General features: G+C 68.8%; 22 protein-coding genes. 11 read left to right on the forward strand and 11 right to left on the reverse strand.

Features of this window, described 5'->3' with window-relative positions; genetic code table 11:
• Positions 1 to 47: 47 nt before the first annotated feature.
• Genes purC through purF form a run of 6 tightly spaced genes read left to right on the forward strand, consistent with a single transcriptional unit; the run spans position 48 to position 5,940 of the window.
• Positions 48 to 740 carry a phosphoribosylaminoimidazolesuccinocarboxamide synthase gene (purC, locus tag IEX93_RS03465; protein ID WP_188846507.1) on the forward strand — a complete coding sequence of 231 codons (693 nt, stop codon included), beginning with the start codon at positions 48 to 50 and terminating at the stop codon, positions 738 to 740.
• Positions 741 to 992: a phosphoribosylformylglycinamidine synthase subunit PurS gene (gene purS / locus IEX93_RS03470; protein ID WP_188846509.1), complete on the forward strand. Its 252-nt coding sequence runs from the start codon at positions 741 to 743 to the stop codon at positions 990 to 992.
• Positions 989 to 1,672, forward strand: a complete 684-nt coding sequence (purQ, locus tag IEX93_RS03475; RefSeq protein ID WP_188846511.1) for a phosphoribosylformylglycinamidine synthase subunit PurQ — start codon at positions 989 to 991, stop codon at positions 1,670 to 1,672. Before purS ends, purQ begins: the two co-directional genes overlap by 4 nt.
• On the forward strand, positions 1,669 to 2,382 hold the full coding sequence (locus tag IEX93_RS03480; RefSeq protein ID WP_188846513.1) for an HAD family hydrolase: 714 nt from the start codon (positions 1,669 to 1,671) through the stop codon (positions 2,380 to 2,382). The genes purQ and IEX93_RS03480 overlap by 4 nt, the downstream gene beginning before the upstream one ends.
• Positions 2,382 to 4,556, forward strand: a complete 2,175-nt coding sequence (gene purL / locus IEX93_RS03485) for a phosphoribosylformylglycinamidine synthase subunit PurL (protein WP_188846515.1) — start codon at positions 2,382 to 2,384, stop codon at positions 4,554 to 4,556. Before IEX93_RS03480 ends, purL begins: the two co-directional genes overlap by 1 nt.
• Entirely contained in the window at positions 4,549 to 5,940 is a 1,392-nt protein-coding gene (purF, locus tag IEX93_RS03490; protein WP_188846517.1) for an amidophosphoribosyltransferase, read from the forward strand. Before purL ends, purF begins: the two co-directional genes overlap by 8 nt.
• Here purF and IEX93_RS03495 read toward each other — a convergent pair.
• From IEX93_RS03495 to IEX93_RS03505, 3 genes are read right to left on the reverse strand one after another with little or no spacing between them, the layout of a single operon-like run.
• Positions 5,926 to 6,930, reverse strand: a complete 1,005-nt coding sequence (locus IEX93_RS03495) for a THUMP domain-containing protein (RefSeq protein ID WP_188846519.1) — start codon at positions 6,928 to 6,930, stop codon at positions 5,926 to 5,928. The genes purF and IEX93_RS03495 overlap by 15 nt on opposite strands.
• On the reverse strand, positions 6,920 to 8,521 hold the full coding sequence (locus tag IEX93_RS11705) for a dynamin family protein (RefSeq protein ID WP_188846521.1): 1,602 nt from the start codon (positions 8,519 to 8,521) through the stop codon (positions 6,920 to 6,922). The genes IEX93_RS03495 and IEX93_RS11705 overlap by 11 nt, the downstream gene beginning before the upstream one ends.
• Positions 8,502 to 8,762 carry a hypothetical protein gene (locus IEX93_RS03505; protein ID WP_188846523.1) on the reverse strand — a complete coding sequence of 87 codons (261 nt, stop codon included), beginning with the start codon at positions 8,760 to 8,762 and terminating at the stop codon, positions 8,502 to 8,504. The genes IEX93_RS11705 and IEX93_RS03505 overlap by 20 nt, the downstream gene beginning before the upstream one ends.
• A 30-nt stretch (positions 8,763 to 8,792) precedes the next feature.
• Between IEX93_RS03505 and glyA the strand changes: the two genes are divergently transcribed.
• From glyA to IEX93_RS03520, 3 genes are read left to right on the forward strand one after another with little or no spacing between them, the layout of a single operon-like run.
• Positions 8,793 to 10,016 carry a serine hydroxymethyltransferase gene (gene glyA / locus IEX93_RS03510; protein ID WP_188846525.1) on the forward strand — a complete coding sequence of 408 codons (1,224 nt, stop codon included), beginning with the start codon at positions 8,793 to 8,795 and terminating at the stop codon, positions 10,014 to 10,016.
• 2 nt (positions 10,017 to 10,018) lie between these two features.
• Positions 10,019 to 10,687, forward strand: a complete 669-nt coding sequence (locus tag IEX93_RS03515) for a PIG-L deacetylase family protein (RefSeq protein ID WP_188846593.1) — start codon at positions 10,019 to 10,021, stop codon at positions 10,685 to 10,687.
• Positions 10,678 to 11,097 (forward strand): archease, encoded by a 420-nt coding sequence (locus IEX93_RS03520; protein WP_188846527.1) that lies wholly within the window; start codon positions 10,678 to 10,680, stop codon positions 11,095 to 11,097. The genes IEX93_RS03515 and IEX93_RS03520 overlap by 10 nt, the downstream gene beginning before the upstream one ends.
• Here IEX93_RS03520 and plsX read toward each other — a convergent pair.
• The 8 genes from plsX to IEX93_RS03560 are packed head-to-tail and all read right to left on the reverse strand — an operon-like array spanning position 11,086 to position 17,507.
• Positions 11,086 to 12,066: a phosphate acyltransferase PlsX gene (gene plsX / locus IEX93_RS03525; RefSeq protein WP_188846529.1), complete on the reverse strand. Its 981-nt coding sequence runs from the start codon at positions 12,064 to 12,066 to the stop codon at positions 11,086 to 11,088. The two genes, IEX93_RS03520 and plsX, sit on opposite strands and share 12 nt — an antisense overlap.
• The gene (trxA, locus tag IEX93_RS03530; protein ID WP_188846531.1) at positions 12,063 to 12,395 is read right to left on the reverse strand and encodes a thioredoxin; all 333 of its coding nucleotides are present in this window, start codon (positions 12,393 to 12,395) and stop codon (positions 12,063 to 12,065) included. The genes plsX and trxA overlap by 4 nt, the downstream gene beginning before the upstream one ends.
• A gap of 59 nt (positions 12,396 to 12,454) precedes the next feature.
• Positions 12,455 to 12,829, reverse strand: a complete 375-nt coding sequence (locus IEX93_RS03535) for an RNA-binding protein S1 (protein ID WP_188846533.1) — start codon at positions 12,827 to 12,829, stop codon at positions 12,455 to 12,457.
• A 39-nt stretch (positions 12,830 to 12,868) separates the two neighbouring features.
• Positions 12,869 to 13,348, reverse strand: coding sequence for a 2-amino-4-hydroxy-6-hydroxymethyldihydropteridine diphosphokinase (gene folK / locus IEX93_RS03540; RefSeq protein WP_188846535.1), 480 nt, complete (start codon positions 13,346 to 13,348; stop codon positions 12,869 to 12,871).
• Positions 13,345 to 14,358, reverse strand: coding sequence for a mannose-1-phosphate guanylyltransferase (locus IEX93_RS03545; RefSeq protein ID WP_188846538.1), 1,014 nt, complete (start codon positions 14,356 to 14,358; stop codon positions 13,345 to 13,347). The genes folK and IEX93_RS03545 overlap by 4 nt, the downstream gene beginning before the upstream one ends.
• Complete coding sequence (locus tag IEX93_RS03550) at positions 14,355 to 15,365, reverse strand: glycosyltransferase family 4 protein (protein ID WP_188846540.1); 1,011 nt, start codon at positions 15,363 to 15,365, stop codon at positions 14,355 to 14,357. Before IEX93_RS03550 ends, IEX93_RS03545 begins: the two co-directional genes overlap by 4 nt.
• A complete protein-coding gene (locus IEX93_RS03555; RefSeq protein WP_188846542.1) occupies positions 15,362 to 16,384 on the reverse strand; it encodes a mannosyltransferase in 1,023 nt (340 codons plus the stop codon). Before IEX93_RS03555 ends, IEX93_RS03550 begins: the two co-directional genes overlap by 4 nt.
• A complete protein-coding gene (locus tag IEX93_RS03560; protein ID WP_188846544.1) occupies positions 16,362 to 17,507 on the reverse strand; it encodes a glycosyltransferase family 4 protein in 1,146 nt (381 codons plus the stop codon). The genes IEX93_RS03555 and IEX93_RS03560 overlap by 23 nt, the downstream gene beginning before the upstream one ends.
• Before the next feature lie 129 nt (positions 17,508 to 17,636).
• Here IEX93_RS03560 and lysJ point away from each other — a divergent pair, with 129 nt between their 5' ends.
• Complete coding sequence (gene lysJ / locus IEX93_RS03565; RefSeq protein WP_188846546.1) at positions 17,637 to 18,809, forward strand: [LysW]-aminoadipate semialdehyde transaminase LysJ; 1,173 nt, start codon at positions 17,637 to 17,639, stop codon at positions 18,807 to 18,809.
• Positions 18,809 to 19,888 carry a [LysW]-lysine hydrolase gene (locus IEX93_RS03570; protein WP_188846548.1) on the forward strand — a complete coding sequence of 360 codons (1,080 nt, stop codon included), beginning with the start codon at positions 18,809 to 18,811 and terminating at the stop codon, positions 19,886 to 19,888. The genes lysJ and IEX93_RS03570 overlap by 1 nt, the downstream gene beginning before the upstream one ends.
• Positions 19,889 to 19,890 lie beyond the last annotated feature (2 nt).

The raw sequence follows: 19,890 nt of genomic DNA on the forward strand, positions 1-19,890 counted from the left end.
TGCCCTACAATGGGAGCAAAGGGCCCTGGGCCCCTTGAGGGAGAGGCATGGAGAAGCTCTACGAGGGCAAGGCCAAGGTGCTCTACCGGGAAGGCCCGGACACCTTGAGGGTCTACTTCAAGGACGAGGCCACGGCTTTTAACGCCCAAAAACGGGGGGTGATCCCCGGCAAGGGGGTGGTGAATAACCGGGTCTCCGCCGCCCTCTTCCGCTACCTCGAGGCCCACGGGGTCAGGACCCACTTCCTGGAGGAGGTCTCCGAGCGGGAGATGCGGGTGAAGCGGGTGGAGATCCTCCCCCTAGAGGTCATCCTCCGCTTTAGGGCGGCGGGAAGCTTCGCCCGGCGCTACGGCCTAGAGGAGGGGGCCCCGCTTAAGGCGCCCCTAGTGGAGTTCTCCCTGAAAAACGACGCCTTAGGCGACCCCCTGATCTGCGAGAACGCCGTCTTGGCCCTGGGGCTTGCGGGGGAGGCGGAGCTTGCGGCGGTGAAGGCCACCGCCCTAAGGGTGGGGGAACTCCTCAAGGGCTTCTTCGCCCAAAGGGGCTTAGAGCTCGTGGACTTCAAGCTGGAGTTCGGAAGGAGGAACGGGGAGATCCTCCTCGCCGACGAGATCAGCCCCGACACCATGCGCCTTTGGGACGAGCGCGGGGAGCCTTTGGACAAGGACCGCTTCCGCAAGGACCTAGGGGGCGTGGAGGAGGCCTACCAGGAGGTCCTAAGGCGGGTTTTGGGAGGGTAGATGCCGAGGTACCAGGCCACGCTCCTCATTGAGCTCAAAGACGGGATCCTGGACCCCCAGGGCCGGGCGGTGGAAGGGGTCCTTCGCGACCTGGGGCAGGAGGTGGAGTCGGTGCGGGTGGGGAAGGTGCTGGAGGTGGTCTTCCCGGCGGAGGACCTCCAAAGGGCCGAGGAGAAGGCCCAGGCCATCGGGCGCCTCCTGGCCAACCCGGTGATGGAGGTCTACACCCTGGAGGCCCTGAGGGAACTATGAGGTGGGCCATCGTCCGCTTCCCCGGGTCCAACTGCGACGAGGACGCCCGCTTCGCCCTGGAGAAGGTGGGGATCCGGGCGGAGTACGTCTGGCACACGGAAAGGGACCTGAAGGGCTTTGACGGGGTCTTCCTCCCCGGGGGGTTTAGCTACGGGGACTACCTGAGGGCGGGGGCCCTGGCCGCCAAGAGCCCGGTGATGGAGGCGGTGCGCCGCTTCGCCGAGGAAGGGCGGTACGTGGTGGGGGTCTGCAACGGCTTCCAGATCCTCACCGAGGCCGGGCTTCTGCCGGGGGCCCTCCTCGCCAACCTGAACCTCCACTTCACCTGCAAGGAGGTGGGGGTGCAGGTGGAGCGGAACGACCTCCCCTTCACCCGGCTTTACCCAAGGGGAAAGGTGCTTAGGCTCCCCATCGCCCACGCCGAGGGGCGCTACTACGCCGATCCCGAAACCCTGGCCCGGCTCGAGGGGGAAGGCCTCGTGGTCTTCCGCTACGCCCCCCTAAAGGACGAGGCGGACTACAACCCCAACGGGAGCCTTCACGACATCGCCGGGATCGTGAACGAGGGGGGCAACGTCCTCGGCCTGATGCCCCATCCCGAAAGGGCCGTGGACGAGGTCTTGGGCAACGCTGACGGGCTTCCCTTCTTCCTGGGGCTCGTCAAGGAGGTGGTACGGTGAAACCTAAAGCCATCACTTTTGACTTCTGGGGCACCCTCTTCACCGAGGGGGAGGCGTTTTTGGAACGGGTCATGCCCGCCCGCTACGAGGTCCTCCTGGACGCCCTCTCCGAGGCGGGCCACCCGGCGGAGGAGGCCGAGGTGCGGGAGGCCTACCGGCAGGCGGCCTTGGCCTTTGAGGAGGCCTGGAAGGCGGGGGAGCACATGTCCGTCTACGAGCGGGTCGCCCGCATCTTCGCCCTCCTCGGCGCCCCCCACGACCCCGGCCTCATCGCCCTCACCGCAAGGAAGCTGGAGGAGACCTCTCTCCTCGTGGACCTTAAGCCCCTTCCCGGGGTGGAGGTCCTTAAGGACCTCGCCAAGAAGTACCCCCTGGCCCTCGTTTCCGACACCGGCATGACCCCGGGCCGCCTCCTGAGGGAGCACCTGAAGCGGCAGGGCCTGGACGTCTTCCTGGCCTATAGCTTCTCCGACGAGACAGGCTTCGTGAAGCCCAGGCCCGAGGCCTTCCAGACGGCCCTCGAGGCCTTAGGCGTGGCCCCGGAAGAGGCCTTGCACGTGGGGGACCTGCCCCAGACGGACATCAAGGGGGCCTTCGCCACCGGCTACCCTTGGGCGGTGCAGTACGTGGGCCTGAGGGAGGTGAACGGGGAGGTTAAGCCCACGGCCAAGGTGAAGGACCACCGGGAACTCCTTTCTCTCCTGGAATGATGGAAGCCCTGGCCGAGGAGATCGGGATCCCAAAGGAGGAGTACCGGGAGATCCTCCAGAGGCTTGGGCGGGAGCCCAACCGGGTGGAGCTCCTCCTTTTCAAGGTGATGTGGAGCGAGCACTGCGCCTACAAGAACTCCCGCCCCCTCCTCAAGGAACTGCCCAAGGAGGGGGAGGCGGTCCTCCAGGGCCCCGGGGAGAACGCCGGCGTGGTGCGCATCGGCGAGGGCTGGGCCGTGGCCTTCAAGATAGAAAGCCACAACCACCCCTCCGCCGTGGAGCCCTTCCAGGGGGCGGCCACCGGGGTGGGGGGGATCCTGCGGGACATCATGAGCATGGGGGCGAGGCCCATCGCCCTTCTAGACTCCCTCCGCTTTGGCCCCCCCGAGGGGCGAAGCCGCTACCTCTTCAAAGGGGTGGTCTCGGGGATCGCCTTCTACGGCAACGCCATCGGCGTGCCCACGGTGGGCGGGGATCTCTATTTCCACGAGGGCTACCGGGAAAACCCCCTGGTGAACGCCATGTGCCTGGGGCTTCTTAAGGAGGAGCACCTGAAGAAAAGCCGGGCCTCCTTGGGCCGGCCCATCTACTACGCCGGGGCCAAGACGGGCCGGGACGGGATCGGGGGGGCGGCCTTCGCAAGCCGGGAACTCAAGGAAGAGAAGGAGGAGGACCGGCCCGCCGTCCAGGTGGGGGACCCCTTTTTGGGGAAGCTCCTCATGGAGGCCACCCTCGAGGCCATAGAACGGGACCTGGTGGAAGGCGTCCAGGACATGGGGGCGGCGGGGCTCACCAGTAGCCTGGCCGAGCTCGCCCACAAGTCGGGCCTCGGGGTGGAGCTCAACCTGGACCTCGTCCCCACCCGGGAGGAGGGGATGGCCCCCGAGGAGCTCCTCCTCTCGGAAAGCCAGGAGCGCATGGTCCTGGTGCCCAAGGCGGGCAAGGAGGCGGAGCTGGAGGCGGTCTTCCGCAGGTGGGGCCTGGACTGCGTCCCCGTGGCCAGGACCATCCCGGAAAGGGTCTTCCGGGTCCTATACCGGGGGAAGGTGGTGGCCGAGGTCCCCACCGAGGCCCTGGCAGAGGCCCCCACCTACGTGCGCCTGGCCCAGGAAGACCCCGAGATAAGGCGCCTCCGGGAAAGGCCCATCCCGCCCCTCGAGGCGGACCCCAAGGAGGTCTTAAAAGGGCTTCTCGCCTCCCCCAACCTGGCAAGCCGCGAGGCGGTCTACGAGCGGTACGACCACCAGGTGGGGACCCGCACCGCCCTCCTCCCCGGCCAAGGGGATGCCGCCATCCTCTGGATCAAGGGGACCCACCTGGGCGTGGCCGCCAAGGTGGACCAAAACCCCCGGTATAGCCGCCTCCACCCCCGGCTTGGGGCCATGCACGCCCTGGCCGAGGCCTGCCGCAACGTCTCCGTGGTGGGGGCGAGGCCCCTCGCCTACACCGACGGCCTGAACCTGGGAAGCCCCGAGACCCCGGAAGGCTATTACGAGCTCAAGGAGACGGTAGAGGGCCTAAAGGAGGCAAGCGCCGCCCTAGGGGTCCCCGTGGTCTCGGGGAACGTCTCCCTCTACAACGAGGCGGGGGGCCGCCGCATCCCCCCCACGGCCATGGTGGGGGTGGTGGGGGTCCTGGACGTAAGGCGCCGGGCGGAGATGGGCTTTAGGCGCCCCGGGGAGGTGGTGGTCCTCATTGGAGAGGAAAGGGGGTCCCTTGGGGCGAGCGAGGTGCTCTACCTCCTCACCAAGGAGGAGTTCGGCCACCCCCCTGCCCTGGACCTTAGGCGGGAGAAGGCGGTGCAGGAAACGATCCGGGACCTCATCGCCTCAGGCCTCACCCAGACCGCCCACGACGTGGCGGAGGGGGGGCTTCTTGTGGCCCTCGCGGAGATGACCTTCCCCTACGGCCTTGGGGCCACGGTGGAGGTGCGGGAAGAAGGCCTCGAGGCCCTCTTCGGCGAGGCCCCAAGCCGCATCCTCTTCACCGTGGAGAAGGCCCGGCTCCAGGAGGCCACCCTCCTCCTGGAGGAGCGGGGCCTCCCCTACCGCATCCTGGGGGAGACCGGGGGGAAGACCCTCACGGTCCTCACCCCCAAGGGGGTGCTAGAGTGGGAGGTGGCCGAGCTTAAGGCCCTCTGGCAACGCCCCTTGCGGGAGGTCTTGGATGGATAAGCCCAGGGAGGAGTGCGGGGTCTTGGGGCTTTGGAGCGAAAGCCCCTTGGACGTGGCGGGGCTTTTGCACCTAGGGCTTCTCGCCCTGCAGCATAGGGGCCAGGAGGCGGCGGGCATCGCCGTGAGCGACGGCCAAACGTTCCTGGTGGAAAAGGACCTAGGTCTCGTGAACCAGGTCTTCACCGAGGAGCGCCTGCAAAAGCTCCGCCTGCCGGAAGCCCGCCTGGGCATCGCCCACACCCGCTACTCCACCACGGGCTCCAACCTGCGCTTCAACGCCCAGCCCCTCACCGCCCGCACCGCCCACGGGGTCTTGGGCATCGCCCATAACGGCAACTTCACCAACGCCAAGCCCTTGCGGGACCGGCTCCTCCAGGAGGGGGCCACCTTCCAGAGCACCTCGGACACCGAGGTGATGCTTCTCCTCCTCGCCCGCCTCGCCCACCTTTCCCTCCCCGAGGCCGCCGCCGAGGCCATGCGGCTCCTAGAGGGGGGGTATTCCGTCCTCCTCATGAACCGCAAAATCCTCCTCGCCCTCCGCGACCCCCACGGGGTGAGGCCTTTGGTCCTGGGCAAGGCCCCTTGGGGCTACGCCTTCGCCTCCGAGCCCCCGGCCTTGGAACTCCTGGGGGCCACCTACCTGCGGGACGTGCGCCCCGGGGAGGTGGTCTGGGTGGAGGAAGGGGAGCTCAAAAGCCTCCAGGTGCTTCCCCCAGCGCCTTCCCCTTGCGCCTTTGAGTGGATCTACTTCGCCCGGCCCGATAGCCTCCTGGACGGCACTGAGGCCTACGCCGCCCGGGTGCGGATGGGGGAGGAGCTCTTCCGGGAAGCCCCCGCCGAGGCCGACCTCGTGGTCCCCGTGCCCGACTCCGGCATCGGGGCCGCCGTGGGCTACGCCCGGGCAAGCGGCCTTCCCCTGGAGTTCGGCCTCTACAAGAACCCCTACGCCGGCCGCACCTTCATCCAGCCCACCCAGGAGCTACGGGACCTGAAGACCCGCCTCAAGCTCTCCCCCACGGGGGCGGTGAAGGGGAAGCGGGTGGTCCTCATAGATGACTCCATCGTCCGGGGCACCACGAGCCGCCGCATCGTGCGCATGCTTAAGGAGGCGGGGGCCCTCGAGGTCCACTTCCGGGTCTCTAGCCCCCCCATCCGCTTCCCCTGCTACTACGGTATAGACACCGCCGCCCGCAAGGAGCTCATCGCCGCCGAGAAGAGCGTGGAGGAGATCCGGGCCTACATCGGGGCGGACTCCTTGGCCTTCCTCTCGGAGGAGGGGGTGAGGCGGGCCATCGGGAGGCCCGTCTGCCTCGCCTGCTTCAACGGCCGCTACCCGGCGGGCGTCCCCGAGGAGGGGGAGAAGCTCGCCCTAGAGCTTTTCTAGGACGAGGATCCGGGGATAAACACCCCCCTGCTCCACCACCCGGGCGTGGCGGAGGGCGAAGCCTCGAGGAAGGGCCCGCTTGAGGAGGGCGGGGCGCAGGGTGAGGAGGGCGACCCTGCCCCCGGGAGGGAGGAGGGCCAAGGCCCCCTCCAGAAAGTCCCGGTAAAGGCCCCATAGGGCCTCCCTCCGGCCCAAGCGGAGGCCGTGGGGCGGGTTGGCGAGAATCCGGTCCACCTCGGGAAAGAAGCGGGGGAGGTGGCGGGCGTCGGCCCGGAGGAAGCGGATCCAGGAAAGCCCCGAGGCCAGGGCCGCCTCTTGGGCGCACCTGAGCCTTTCCTCGTCCAGGTCCCCGGCGTAGACGGGGCTTGCGGGACCCAGGGTGCTCGCCGCCTCGAGGGCGATGGTCCCCGAGCCCGTGAAGGGGTCCAAAAGGCGCATCCCGGGGCGGGCGCCCGAGAGGCGGAGGAGAGCCTGGGCGAGGACGGGGGTGAGGCTTCCCCGAAAGGCCGCCTTGGGGAAGCGGCGGGAGAGGGGCCTTTCCGTGAGCTGGACCCCGAGGAAGGCCTCCTCTCCCCGGACGTCCACCCGGACCCGCACGGCCGGGCACTTCAGGTCCACGGGCACGCGGTAGGCCCGGTGGAGGGCCTCCCCCACCCGCCTCTCCACCTCGGGGCTCGTGAAGGGGTGTTCCCCTTCCCGCCGGGCCTCCACGCGGAAGCTTTGGGCCCCCACAAGCTCGGGCCAGGGGAGGGCCAAGGCGGCCCGCTCCAAAGCCCTCAAAGGGTCCTCCCGGGAAAGGGGCATCCGGGCCCGGAAGAGGACGAGGTGGTGAGCGAGGCGCAGGGGAAGGACCTCCAAAGGGCCTTCCCAAGGGATGCGGACCCGGCCCTTCCGGGCGTCCACCTCCGCCCCTTCCGTGGGGCGAAGGGCGGAAAGCTCCTCTAGAAGGAGGTCTTCCAGGCCCGGGTGGGTGGTGGCCTCAAGCCACATGGGCCTCTTCCGCCAAGGACCCAAGGACCGCCCGCCGGCCCTCCAGCTCCTCAAGCCGCGCCAAAAGGGCCTCGCACCGGTCCCGGTAAAGCCCCCGGAAGCGCTCCTCCTGCCGGGCAAGGCCCGCCTCCAAGGCCTCCTCCAAGGCCCTTCGCACGGCGGCGTAGGCCTCCTTAAGGCCCTGGGAGAGGAGGCGCTTCGCCCGCTCCTTCCGCCTCGGCAGGACGGAAAGGGTGAGGAAGGCCACGAAAAACCCCGCCAAAAGCCCGGTGAGGTCCGCCACCAGCCCCTTGAGCACCAGGGTCAGGGCCGCCCCCAGGCCGAGCCCCCCCACGCCCCCCGCCAGGGTGCGCACCACCGCCTCCTGGGCCAGGCCGGAAAGCCGCGCCGCCTCCTCCTCGGGGCGGAAGCGGGCGAGGGCCTCCTCCAAGGGGGCGAGGAAGGGCTCCTCCCCCTTGGGGACGGGACGGGCCTCCTTGAGGAGGGTGAGGGCGTCCAGAAGGAGCTCCTCCTCCCTGCGGGCAAGCCAGCGCAAGGCCTCCCCCACCGCCCGCTCCAGCCTGGCTCCGGCGTCCTGGACCACCTCCTTGAGGAAGCTTTCCCGGAAGGCCTTGGCGTTTAGGAGGTCGGGGAGGCGGCCCAGGCGCACCGTCTCGTCCAGGAAGCGGTGGCCCCGTTCCTCCACCTCCCGGAAGACCCGCTCCACCAGGGCCACCTGGCCGGCGAAGTCCCGCCGGACCCGCTCCTTGTGCCGGGCCAGGAGGGCCTCGAGGGCCTCGCAGGTGGCCAGGGCCTGCCGCACCGCCTCTACCTCCTGGCCCAAGGCCGCCTCCCCTTCCCTAAGGAGGCGCCGCAAAACCCCCAAGGCGGCCCCCAGCTTCAGGGGAAGGGCCTTTTCCGAGAGGGTGCGGGCCACGTGGGCCCTGAGGCGCTCCAGCCCCTCGTCCTTTCCCGCCTTGCCCAGCCTGGCGGAGACCAGGAACACGGGCACCTCCTCCCCCAAGACCTCCCTCGCCCCCTGGGCCGCGTAGCGGGCCACCGCCTCCCGGTCCTCCTCGGAGAGGAGGTCCGTCTTGTTCACCACCAGGACCACCTTCTTCCCCCAGTCCCGGATGAGGCCCAGGAACTCCGCCTCGGAGCGGGTAAGGGGGCGGTCGGCGCTGGTGACGAAGAGGATGAGGTCCGCCCGGGGAAGGAAGCGGCGGGTCAGGACCTCGTGGTGGTCCAAAAGGGCGTTGGTCCCCGGGGTGTCCACCAGGGCTAGGGCCTTGAGGAGGGGGTGGGGCTTGCGGAGCCTGAGGAAGCCCTCCCCTTCCTCCCTCCCCTCCTCCCCATGCTCCAGAAGCTGGATCCGGTCCGTGGTGGGGATGGGCCCCTCGGGGAGGAGGTCCTCGCCCAAAAGGGCGTTCACCAGGCTGGACTTGCCGCTATTAAACTCCCCCACCACCACGAGGAGGAAGGGGCCTTCCAGGTCCAGAAGGGCCTGGCGCAAAGGGGCGGGGTCTATGGGGGTGCGGGCGAGGGCCTCGAGGCCCCGAAGGAGGAGGGCCCGAACCCGCGCCCGCTCGGCCTCAAGCCCTTCTAGGCGCATCGCGCTTCAGGTAAAGGCCAAGCCCAAGGCCCAGGAGGAAGCCCAGCAGGAGGACCCCGAGGAAGAAGGCCCCCGTGCCCACCCCCCTCCAGCCAAAAAACCAGTAGCTGCAGCGCCCGGGGGCCAGGGCCCCCGGGGGTGCCCCGGGCACCAGGAGGAAGTTAAAAAGGAGCACCAGCAAAAGGAGCGCCCCTAAGAAGAACAAACCCCAGCGAAGGAGGTTTCGCATCCTCTCCCTCATGGGAAGATTCTACCCGGCTATAATCGCCCTATGGTCGGGACCAGCGCGCGGGACGAGGTCCTCTTCGGACTCATCGCCCTGGAGGAGAAAAGGCAGCGGGAGGGCCTAGAGCTCATCGCCAGCGAAAACTTCGTCTCCAAGCAGGTGCGGGAGGCGGTGGGAAGCGTCCTCACCAACAAGTACGCCGAGGGCTACCCGGGGGCCCGGTACTACGGGGGGTGCGAGGTCATTGACCAAGTGGAGGCTTTGGCCATAGAACGGGCCAAACAGCTCTTCGGGGCCGCCTGGGCCAACGTCCAGCCCCACTCGGGCTCCCAGGCCAACATGGCGGTCTACATGGCCCTGATGGAACCGGGGGACACCCTCATGGGCATGGACCTGGCCGCCGGGGGGCACCTCACCCACGGCTCCCGGGTGAACTTCTCCGGGAAGCTTTACAAGGTGGTCTCCTACGGGGTGCGGCCGGACACGGAGCGCATAGACCTGGAGGAGGTGCGCCGCCTGGCCCTGGAGCACCGCCCCAAGGTCATCGTGGCCGGGGCCAGCGCCTACCCCCGCTTCTGGGACTTCCAGGCCTTCCGGGAGATCGCCGACGAGGTGGGGGCCTACCTGGTGGTGGACATGGCCCACTTCGCCGGGCTCGTGGCGGCGGGCCTCCACCCGAACCCTGTGCCTTACGCCCACGTGGTGACCAGCACCACCCACAAGACCCTGAGGGGCCCAAGGGGCGGGCTCATCCTCGCCAACGACCCCGAGCTCGGCAAGAAAATAGACAAGCTCATCTTCCCCGGGATCCAGGGGGGGCCTTTGGAGCACGTGATCGCCGGGAAGGCAGTGGCCTTCTTTGAGGCCCTGCAGCCCGAGTTCAAGGAGTATAGCCGCCGGGTGGTGGAAAACGCCAAGCGCCTGGCGGAGGAGCTCGCCCAGAGGGGCTACCGCATTGTCACCGGGGGGACGGACAACCACCTCCTCCTGGTGGACCTCCGCCCCAAGGGCCTCACCGGCAAGGAGGCCGAGGAAAGGCTGGACGCCGTGGGGATCACGGTGAACAAGAACGCCATCCCCTTTGACCCCAAGCCCCCCCGCATCACCTCGGGGATCCGCATCGGCACCCCGGCCATCACCACCCGGGGCTTCACCCTCGAGGAGATGCCCCTGGTGGCCGAGCTCATTGACCGGGCCCTCACGGAAGGCCCCTCGGAGGCCCTTCGGGAAGAGGTGCGCAGGCTCGCCCTCGCCCACCCCATGCCCTGATGCTGGACCTCTTGGTGGTGGTCCCCCATCCCGACGACGAGACCTTCGGGGCCGGGGGGGCGCTTCTTCTCGCCAAGGAGGCGGGCCTAAGGACGGGGATCCTCACCCTCACCCAAGGGGAAGCGGGGAGGACCCTAGGCCTTTGCCCTCCTGAGGCCCTGGGGGAGGTGCGGCGGAAGGAGCTCGCCCGGGCGGCGGAGATCCTGGGGGTGGACTTCCTCGAGGTCCTCTCCTTCCCCAACGGCCTCCCCCAAGGGGCGGAAGGAGGGGAGCGGGGCAGGGCGAGCGGGGAAAGCCTCCTGGACCACCCCGAGGCGGAAGCGGCCATCAGGGAACGCCTCCTCGCCCTCAGGCCCCGCTACCTGATCACCTTCCCCCCAGACGGGATCAACGGCCACCCCGACCACGTGGCGGCAAGCCGCTACGCCACCCAAGCCGCCCAGGGCCTCGCCCAGGTGGTCTACTTCGTGCGGCCCGACGGGCCCTACCCCGTGACCCACCGCCTGAGGCTTCCCGACTGGGCCCTAGCGAGGAAACTCCAAGCCCTCGCCCAGCACAAGACCCAGGCCCTCTCGGTCCTCGCCTTCCTGGAGCGCCACCCCGAAAGGCTTTGGACCGAGACCTTCCACCAGGTGGGGGCGGAAGGCCTTAAGGAGGGGCCATGGTGGTGAGGCCTTTGGACCACACCGCCGACATTGGCTTTGTCCTCGAGGCCCAAAGCCTCCCCGAGCTCTTTGAGGCAGCCCTAAAGGGGCTTCTCCAGGCGATGTTCCAAAACCCGCCCCAAGGGGGGAAGAAGAGGCGGCGGATCGCCCTGGAGGCCGAGGACCTGGAGACCCTCCTGGTGCGCTACCTGAACGAGCTCATCTACCTGATCCAGACCAAGGGGTTTGTCCCGGGGAAGGCCCGCATCCGGGTGGAAGAGGCGGAAAACGGGTATCGCCTCACCGCCACCCTCTTCGGTGAGCCCTTCCAGGAGGCCTTCGGCTTCCAGGGGGAGGTGAAGAGCGCCACCTTCCACGGCCTAAAGGTGGAAAAAAGCCAGGGAAGGTGGCGGGCCCAGGTGATCCTAGACGTGTAGGGACAAAAGGCGCTCCCGCACCCTCTGCAAAAGCCCCGCCCCCACCAGGGCCTTGGCCCTGAGGAGGGCGTTTTTCACCGCCAGGGCGTCGGCGGAGCCGTGGCCGATGAAGACCGCCCCCTCCACCCCCAGAAGGGGCATGGCCCCGTACTGGGCGGGGTCCACTCGGGCCTTCACCCGGGCGAAGGCCTCCCGAACCAAGAGGGCCCCAAGGCGGGCCCGGAAGGAGGAAGCCAAGGCCTCCTTGATCCAGGTGAGGAGGACCTTGGCCTCCCCCTCGGCCAGCTTCAGGGCCACGTTGCCCGTGAACCCATCGGTGACCACCACCTCCGTGGTGCCCAGGAAGATGTCCCGCCCCTCCACGTTGCCAAAGAAACGCTCCCCCAAGGCGGCCTCGAGGAGGGGGTAGGCCTCCTGGACGAGGGCATTCCCCTTCCCCTCCTCCTCCCCGATAGAGAGGAGGCCCACCTTAGGGTTTGGGACCCCCGAGGCCTCGGCGTAGGCCAGGCCCATGACGGCGAACTGGACCAGGAAGGAAGGGCGGCAGTCGGCGTTGGCCCCGCCGTCCAGGAGAAAGGTGCGGCCCCGAAGGCTCGGGAACTCCACAAGGAGGGCAGGCCTTTCCACCCCCTTAAGGCGCCCGAGGACGAGGAGGGCCGCGGCCAGGGTGGCCCCGCTATGGCCCATGGAGACCACCGCCTGGACCTCCCCCCGCTTTAAAAGCTCCATGGCCACCCTCACGGAGGCCTGGGGGCGGCGGCGGACCTCCGTGGCCGCCTCCTCCATGCGGATGTGGTCCGGGGCGTGCCAAACGGGAAGATCCGCCCCCCAACGGGCGAGCTCCGCCCGCACCTGGGCCTCGTCGCCCACCAGGAGAACTTCCACCCCCTCCCGGGCCGCGGCCACCGCCCCGGCCACCACCACCTGGGGGGCGCGGTCGCCCCCCATGGCGTCCAGGGCGATTTTCATGCGCTAGGGGGCAGGTGCTTTTCCAGCTTGGCCTGGAAGTTGCGCTTGGGCTGCGCCCCCACCAGGACCTCCACGGGCTGCCCGTTTTTGAAGAGGATCACCGTGGGGATGCTCATCACCCGGAAGCGCATGGCGGTCTTGGGGTTCTCGTCCACGTCCAGCTTGGCCACCAAGACCTTGCCCTCGTACTCCTGGGCGAGCTCCTCCAGGATGGGGGCGATCATGCGGCAAGGGGCGCACCACTCCGCCCAAAAGTCCACCAGGACCAAGGGGTTTTGTCCCAGGACCTCATCAAAGTTCTGGTCGGTCACCTCCAGGGGCTTCCCCATACCCCCCTACTCTACGGCAAAGCCCCCGGGGAGAAAAGCCCCGGGGGCACCCAAAGGCCTTAGCGCCGCTTGCGGCCACCCTTCTTCTTGCCCCCGCCAAAGCCCCCCGTGCCCCGGAGAAAGCTTTTGAGCTTGTTCTCAAACTCGGGGGACTGCTTGGGAAGCCGCCTGGGCCTTGGGGGTGGGGCCCCCTCGGGAGCGGGGGTGAGGTCCTTGATGGAGAGGTCCAGCCGCCCCTTGGCGTCCCGCCCCTTGACCAGGACCTGGACGATATCCCCCTCGTTGAGGTAGTCCCGGACGTTTTTCACGTACTCGTGGGCGATCTGGGAGATGTGCACCAAGCCCTGCTCCCCGCCCGGCAGCTCCACGAAAGCCCCGAAGGGCATAACCCGAACCACGCGCCCTTCCACCACGTTTCCTGCTTCTAGCTCCACGTTCCTTCTCCTCGCGCGGTGTTGCCCGCGGTACCCCCACTATACCACATAGGGCCGGACCCCAGAAGGGTCTAGGCCCGCGAGGAGCTCGGCGAAGGTCCTCCCCAAAAGGGGGTGGCGCCCCTCGGGGATGAGGTCGCAAAGGGGCACGAGGACGAAGGCCCGCTCGTGGAGCCTGGGGTGGGGTAGCGTAAGCCCTTCCTCCTCCAAGACGAGGTCCCCGTAGAGGAGGAGGTCCAGGTCCAGGGTCCTGGGGCCGTAGCGCTCCTTGCGCTCCCGCCCCAAGGCCCGCTCTATGGCCAGCATGGCCTCGAGGAGGCCCCTTGGCGGGAGGGCCGTCTCCAGCTCCGCCACCAGGTTGAGGTAATGGGGCTGAGGGGGGCCCAAAGGCTCGGTCTCGTAGAGGGAGGAGAGGCGGAGGAGGCGGGTCTTGGGGAGGCGGGAGAGCCGGGAAAGCCCCTCCAAAAGGTAAGCCGCCCGGTCCTTAAGGTTGGAGCCCAAGGCCACGTAGGCGGTCATGCCTCGGCCTCGAGGCGCCTCACCAGCTCCCGCACCTCCCGGGCCCGGTCCTTGGGCACCACCAGGACCTCGTCCCCCACCTTGGCCACCACCAGCCCGGAAACCCCTAAGGTGGCCACGGTGCCCCGGTCGGCGTAGACCACGCACCCGAAGGTGTCCAGAGCCACGTGCCGCCCCTCCCCCAGGACCACGTTCTCGTGGGGGTCCTGGGCGAAGACCCGCTCCAGGGCCCGCCAGTTCCCCACATCGTCCCAGGGGAAGCGGCCCAGGACCACCCGCACCTTCTCCGCCTTCTCCATCACCCCGTAGTCAATGGAGATCTTGGGGAGGTCCTGGTAGACCGCCTCCAAGGGCTCCCCGGCGAGGAGGCGCCTTAGGGCCTCGTGGTGGCTTGGGAGGTGGCGCCGGAAAAGCTCCGCCATGGTGGCGGGGGCAAAGGCGAAGACCCCCCCGTTCCAGACGTAGCCTTTGCGGATGTACTCCAGGGCCTTGGCGTAGGAGGGCTTTTCCACGAACCCCTCCCCCCGGTACCAGGCCCCCTCCCTGGAGCCTAAGCGGATGTAGCCGTACTCCGTCTCCGGGCGGGTGGGCCTTAGGCCCAGGGCCACCACAAAGCCCTCCTCCGCCGCCTCCAGCATGGTGGCCAAGGCCTCCCGGTAAGCCTCCTCGTCCCCCACGTAGTGGTCGGCGGGGAGGATGAGAAGCCGCTCGGCTCCCCGCTTTAGGCCCTCCGCCACCCCCAAGAGCACCGCCCCGGCGGTGTCCCGGCCCATGGGCTCCAGGAGGAGGTGGACCCCTTGGGCGTAGGGGCGGGCCACCGCCTCCTGGTCCTGGCGCACGGCGAGGAAGGTCCTCTCGGGAGGAACAAGGGGGCCTAGGCGCTCCAGGGTGGCCTGAAGGAGGGTCTTCCCTTCAAAGAGGGGCAAGAAAGGCTTGGGGCGGTCCTCCCGGGAAAGGGGCCAAAGCCTCTCCCCGCGCCCGCCCGCCATCACCAGGGCGAAGGTCTTCACGCTCCCACCACCTTCCGGTAAAGCTCCAGGTAGTCCCGGGCCATGCGCTCCCGGGAGAAGCGGGCCTCCGCGTAGCGGCGGATGGCCAGCCGGTCCAGGCGCTTCAAGGCTTCCAGGTAGTCCAAGGCCGCCTCCCAGCTTTCCACCAAAAAGCCCGTCGCCCCGTGGCACACCGTCTCGGGCAGGGCCCCCAAGGGCCTCGCCAGGACGGGGACGCCGCTCATCATGGCCTCCACCGGGGCGAGACCGAAGGGCTCCTTAAAGTTTACAAAGTGAAGGAGGGCGATGGCCCCATCCAAGAGGGCCCGCCGGGTCTCGGGGTCCACGGGGCCCAAAAACGCCACCCCGTCCCCGAGGAGGGGGGCCACCTCCTCCCGGAAGTAGGCCTCGTCCTGGACGGGCCCGGCGATCTTTAGGGGAAGGCCCGCCTTCCGGGCGAAGAGGATGGCCTCCTTGATCCCCTTGTCCGGGTGGATGCGGGAGAGGACGAGGAGGTGCTCCCCTCCCCTCCCCACCCGGAAGCGCCGGGGGTCCACCCCGTGGTGGACCACCCCCAGGTAGGGAAGGCCCGGGTCCTTGTCCGCCTCGGAGATGGCCACGTAGTGGACGTGGGGAAGGGCGGCGTAGCGGCGGTAGACCTTCTTGATCTTCTCGCTGGAAAAGCCGTGGATGGTGGTGAGGACCGGGACCTTCACGAAGGGGGCGAAGTAAAGGGGCATGAAATCGTAGTGGTTGTGGACCAGGTCAAAGGCCCCCGCCTCCTCCATGGCCGTGGCGATGTGGAGAAACTCCTCCACCTTCCAGTCGGCTTCCGGGTCCTCCCAGAGGGGCTTGGCCGCGGTGCACCGCAAGGGGGCCCGGGTCTCGGAGTCACAGGTGGCGTAGAGGACCACCTCCACCCCGAGGTCCAGGAGGGCCTCCGTGAGGTCGTAGACCACCTGCTCCCAGGGGCCGTAGCGCCTGGGGGGGACCCGCCAGGCGATGGGGGCCAGCATGGCCACCCTCACGGCCGCCCCCCCAAGGCGAAGACCCGCCCCAGGGCCTGCCCCTCCTCCACCCGGGGGAAGACCCCTTGGGCCAGGGCCTGCCAGGAAAGGAGGTAGGAAAGAAGGGCCTCCGCCCCGCGGTTTGGGTTGGGGCCTTTGGGGGTGAGGCCATCCATGGGGCCGAAGGCGTCCACCAAGGGGACCTGGAGGCGGTTCCGCCCGTGGAACCAGAGGAAGGCGGTCTCGGCCAAGGCCCTTTCCCCGAAGCGCAGGTGGGCGAGGAGGGCGCACTTGGCCTCTATGGGCTGCTGGTCAAAGAGGGGCTTTTCCTGGCCCCGGGCCATGAAGCGGTTGCCCACGGGGTCAAAGAAGAGGCCCCCCTCCCCCGGGGTGAAGTAGCGCTCCTTGAGGAAGGCGAGGGCCCTTTGGGCCAGGGCCAGGGCCTCCCTGCGGCGGAAGGCGAGGCCGTAGGCGTGGAGGGCCTCCACGGGGCGGTGGTTGGCGTAGGTGAGGTCGCCGGGAAAGGGCCAGTCGGGCTCGGTCCCCCGGAAGGCGCGAAGGAGCCCTTCCCCCAGGGCCTCGGCCACCTCCAAAAAAGGCTCTTCCCTCAGGGCCAATAACCCCAAAAGGGCGTAGGCCCGCCCCCTTAAGGAGGCGAAGCCCTCGAGGGCGGGAAGGGCCCGGAGAAGGGCCTCCCGGGCAGGGCCCGCGTAGGCCGGGGGGAGGCTCTGGAGGGCGGCCAGGGCGAGGACGGCCCGGCCCGTGGGGTCTTCCGCCTCCCCCTCGTCCTCAAAGCGGCCGTCCGGGGTGAGGCCATTCCGGAAGCGGCCGTCCTCCTTCTGCATGTAAAGGAGGAAGGCGAGGTAGGTCTGCAAAAGCCCCTCGTCCCGGGCCCCCTCGGGGAGGAGGGCCAGGTAGAGGAGGGCCCGGGCGTTGTCGTCCGTGGTGTACCCCTCGGCCCAGAGGGGCACCCCTTGGCGGGCATGCTCCAGGAGGCCCCGGGCGTCCGTCCTGGCCCTAAGCCACGCCAAGCCGAACACCTTCCACCTCCTCAAGAAGCCGCCGGTAGGCGCGGGCCACCCGGGGCCAGGTGAGGTCCCGGGCGTAGGCGTAGGCCTTCTCCTCCATCTCCTTTAGGCGCCCGGGGCTTTCGGCCATGGCCAGGACGGCCTGGGCCCAGGCCGCCTCCTCCATGGGGATCAACACCCCCCGCCCCTCGGCCAAGGCGGTGCGGGCGTGCCAGAAGGGGGTGGAAAGCACCGCCTTGCCCAGGGCCAGGGCGTAGGAAAGGGTCCCGGAGGAGACCTGCTCCAGGTTGGGATAGGGCAGGAGGAAGAGGTCCGCCGCCCCCACCAGGCGGTAAAGCTCCTCCTCGGAAAGGTACCCCTCCCGCAGGAGAAAGGCCTCCCCCACCCCCAAGGACCGGGCCAGGTCCTGGATTCCATCCAGGTACTTACGCCCCTCCTTGCGCTCCAGGTTGGGGTGGAGCCGCCCCGCCACCAGGTAGCGGACCTTGGGGTTTTGGGGCAAAATGCGGGCGAGCACCTTCAGGGCGAACTCCAAGCCCTTCCCCGGCCCCAAAAGCCCGTAGGTCACCAGGAGGAAATGGCCTTCCAGGCCCAGGGCCCGCTTCAAGGTCTCCTTGGGGGGCCTGGGCAGGTCGGGGAGGCCGTGGGGGATGTGGACCACGGGCGTCCGCACCCCCTGGGCCCGCAAGACCCCCTCCCCCTCGGGGTGGAGGGTCACGAAGGCCTGGACCCGCTCTCCCATGGCCCTCAGGAGGTCTTGCATGTAGGCCAGGTCCTCGGGGGAAAGCCCCGGGGGCGGGGCCTTGAGGAGGGTGTGGAGGACCACCACCTTGGGGCCTTGGGCCTCGAGGAGGTCCAGGACATAATCCCCCCACTTCCCGCCGTAAAGCCCATACTCGTGCTGGAGGATCACGGGGCCGCGGAGGAGGCGGGCCAGGGCCCTGTAGCCCTCCCGGTCCTCCTTGGCCACCACCCGCACCACCTCCTTGGGGAAGGGAAGCCCCACCTCCTCGGGGTGGGCCACCACCGCCACCTGGGAAGGGAGGCCCTCCCGCAAGAGGGACTCCCGGAGGTCCCGGTTGAAGGTGGCGATGCCGCAATGGATGGGAGGATAGGTGCCGACCAGGGTCAGCATGCCCCACCTCCAGGTTTAACTATAACTTAAGTTGCTTTAAAAACGCTAAGAGCTTCTTCAAAAACCACAAGCAATGCCCCGCCCAGGCCCGTTGACACCCGGGCGAAGCCCCCCTAGCCTAAGGAGGATATGGAAGACTGGCGGGCGCTTTTGGAGGCGGAAAAGACCCTGGACACCGGGGTCTACACCAAGCACGACCTCCTCATCGTCCGGGGCCAAGGGGCCAAGGTCTGGGACGCCGAGGGGAACGAGTACATAGACTGCGTGGGGGGCTACGGGGTGGCCAACCTGGGCCACGGCAACCCCGAGGTGGTGGAGGCGGTAAAGCGGCAGGCGGAGACCCTCATGGCCATGCCCCAGACCCTCCCCACCCCCATGCGGGGGGAGTTCTACCGCACCCTCACCGCCCTCCTCCCCCCGGAGCTCAACCGGGTCTTCCCGGTGAACTCGGGCACCGAGGCCAACGAGGCGGCCCTCAAGTTCGCCCGGGCCCACACCGGCCGGAAGAAGTTCGTGGCCGCCATGCGGGGCTTCTCCGGGAGGACCATGGGCAGCCTCTCCGTCACCTGGGAGCCCAAGTACCGGGAGCCTTTTCTGCCCCTGGTGGAGCCCGTGGAGTTCATCCCCTACAACGACGTGGAGGCCCTTAAGCGGGCGGTGGACGAGGAGACGGCGGCCCTGATCCTCGAGCCCGTCCAGGGGGAAGGGGGGGTGCGCCCGGCCACCAAGGAATTCCTCCAGGCCGCGCGGGAAATCACCTGGGAAAAGGGCGCCCTCCTCATCCTGGACGAGATCCAGACCGGCATGGGGCGCACGGGGCGGCGCTTCGCCTTTGAGCACTACGGCATCGTGCCGGACATCCTCACCCTGGCCAAGGCCATCGGGGGCGGGGTGCCCCTGGGGGTGGCGGTGATGCGGGAGGAGATCGCCCGGAGCATGCCCAAGGGGGGGCACGGGACCACCTTCGGGGGGAACCCCTTGGCCATGGCCGCCGGGGTGGCGGCCCTGCGCTACCTGGAGCGCACGCGGCTATGGGAACGGGCGGCGGAGCTTGGGCCCTGGTTCATGGAAAAGCTCCGGGAGATTCCCTCCCCCAAAATCCGGGAGGTGCGGGGGCTTGGGCTCATGGTGGGGCTGGAGCTTAAGGAGAAGGCCGCCCCCTACATCGCCAGGCTGGAGAAGGAGCACCGCGTCCTCACCCTGCAGGCGGGCCCCACGGTGATCCGCTTCCTCCCGCCCTTGGTCATCCAAAAGGAGGACCTGGAGCGGGTGGTGGAGGCGGTGCGGGCGGTTCTTACGTGATGGACCCCGTGGCCTTCCTCCAAGGGGCCCTGGAGATCCCCTCCCCCTCCGGGGAAGAGCGGGCGGTGGCGGAGTACCTGGCGGAGGGGATGCAGAAGCTGGGCCTCAAGGGCTTCGTGGACGAGGCGGACAACGCCCGGGGCCAGGTGGGGGAGGGCCCCATCCAGGTGGTCCTCCTGGGGCACATTGACACCGTGCCCGGGGTGGTGCCGGTGAGGCTGGAAGGAGGCAGGCTTTACGGCCGGGGGGCGGTGGACGCCAAGGGGCCCTTCGTGGCCATGATCTTCGCCGCCGCCGGCCTTTCCGAGGAGGCGAGGAAGCGCCTCACCGTCCACCTGGTGGGGGCCACGGAGGAGGAGGCCCCAAGCTCCAAGGGGGCCCGGTTCGTGGCCCCAAGGCTCAAGCCCCACTACGCGGTGATCGGGGAGCCCTCGGGCTGGGAGGGGATCACCCTGGGGTACAAGGGAAGGCTTCTTGTAAAGGTGCGGCGGGAGAAGGACCACTTCCACTCCGCCCACCACGAGCCCAACGCCGCCGAGGAGCTCATCAGCTACTTCGTGGCCATCAAGGCCTGGGCCGAGGCCATGAACGTGGGGCAGAAGCCCTTTGACCAGGTGCAGTACACCCTGAGGGACTTCAAGATCCACCCCGCCGAGCTCAAGCAGGTGGCGGAGATGTTCTTTGACCTGAGGCTTCCCCCAAGGCTTCCCCCCGAGGAGGCCATCCGCCACCTCACCGCCTACGCCCCGCCCACCCTGGAGCTGGAGTTCTTCGGCCGGGAGGTCCCCTACCAGGGCCCCAAGGACACCCCCCTCACCCGGGCCTTCCGCCAGGCCATCCGCAAGGCCGGGGGGAAGCCGGTCTTCAAGCTGAAGACCGGGACGAGCGACATGAACGTCTTAGCCCCCCACTGGCGGGTGCCCATGGTGGCCTACGGCCCCGGGGACTCCACCCTAGACCACACCCCTTACGAGCACGTGGAGGTGGCGGAGTTTTTGAAGGGGATTGAGGTCTTGAGGGAGGCCCTCGAGGCCCTGGCCAAAATCCCCATCCCCCAGGAAGCGCCTGAACTAGACTAAGG

This window comes from Thermus composti (assembly GCF_014647535.1).
Taxonomy (GTDB): domain Bacteria; phylum Deinococcota; class Deinococci; order Deinococcales; family Thermaceae; genus Thermus; species Thermus composti.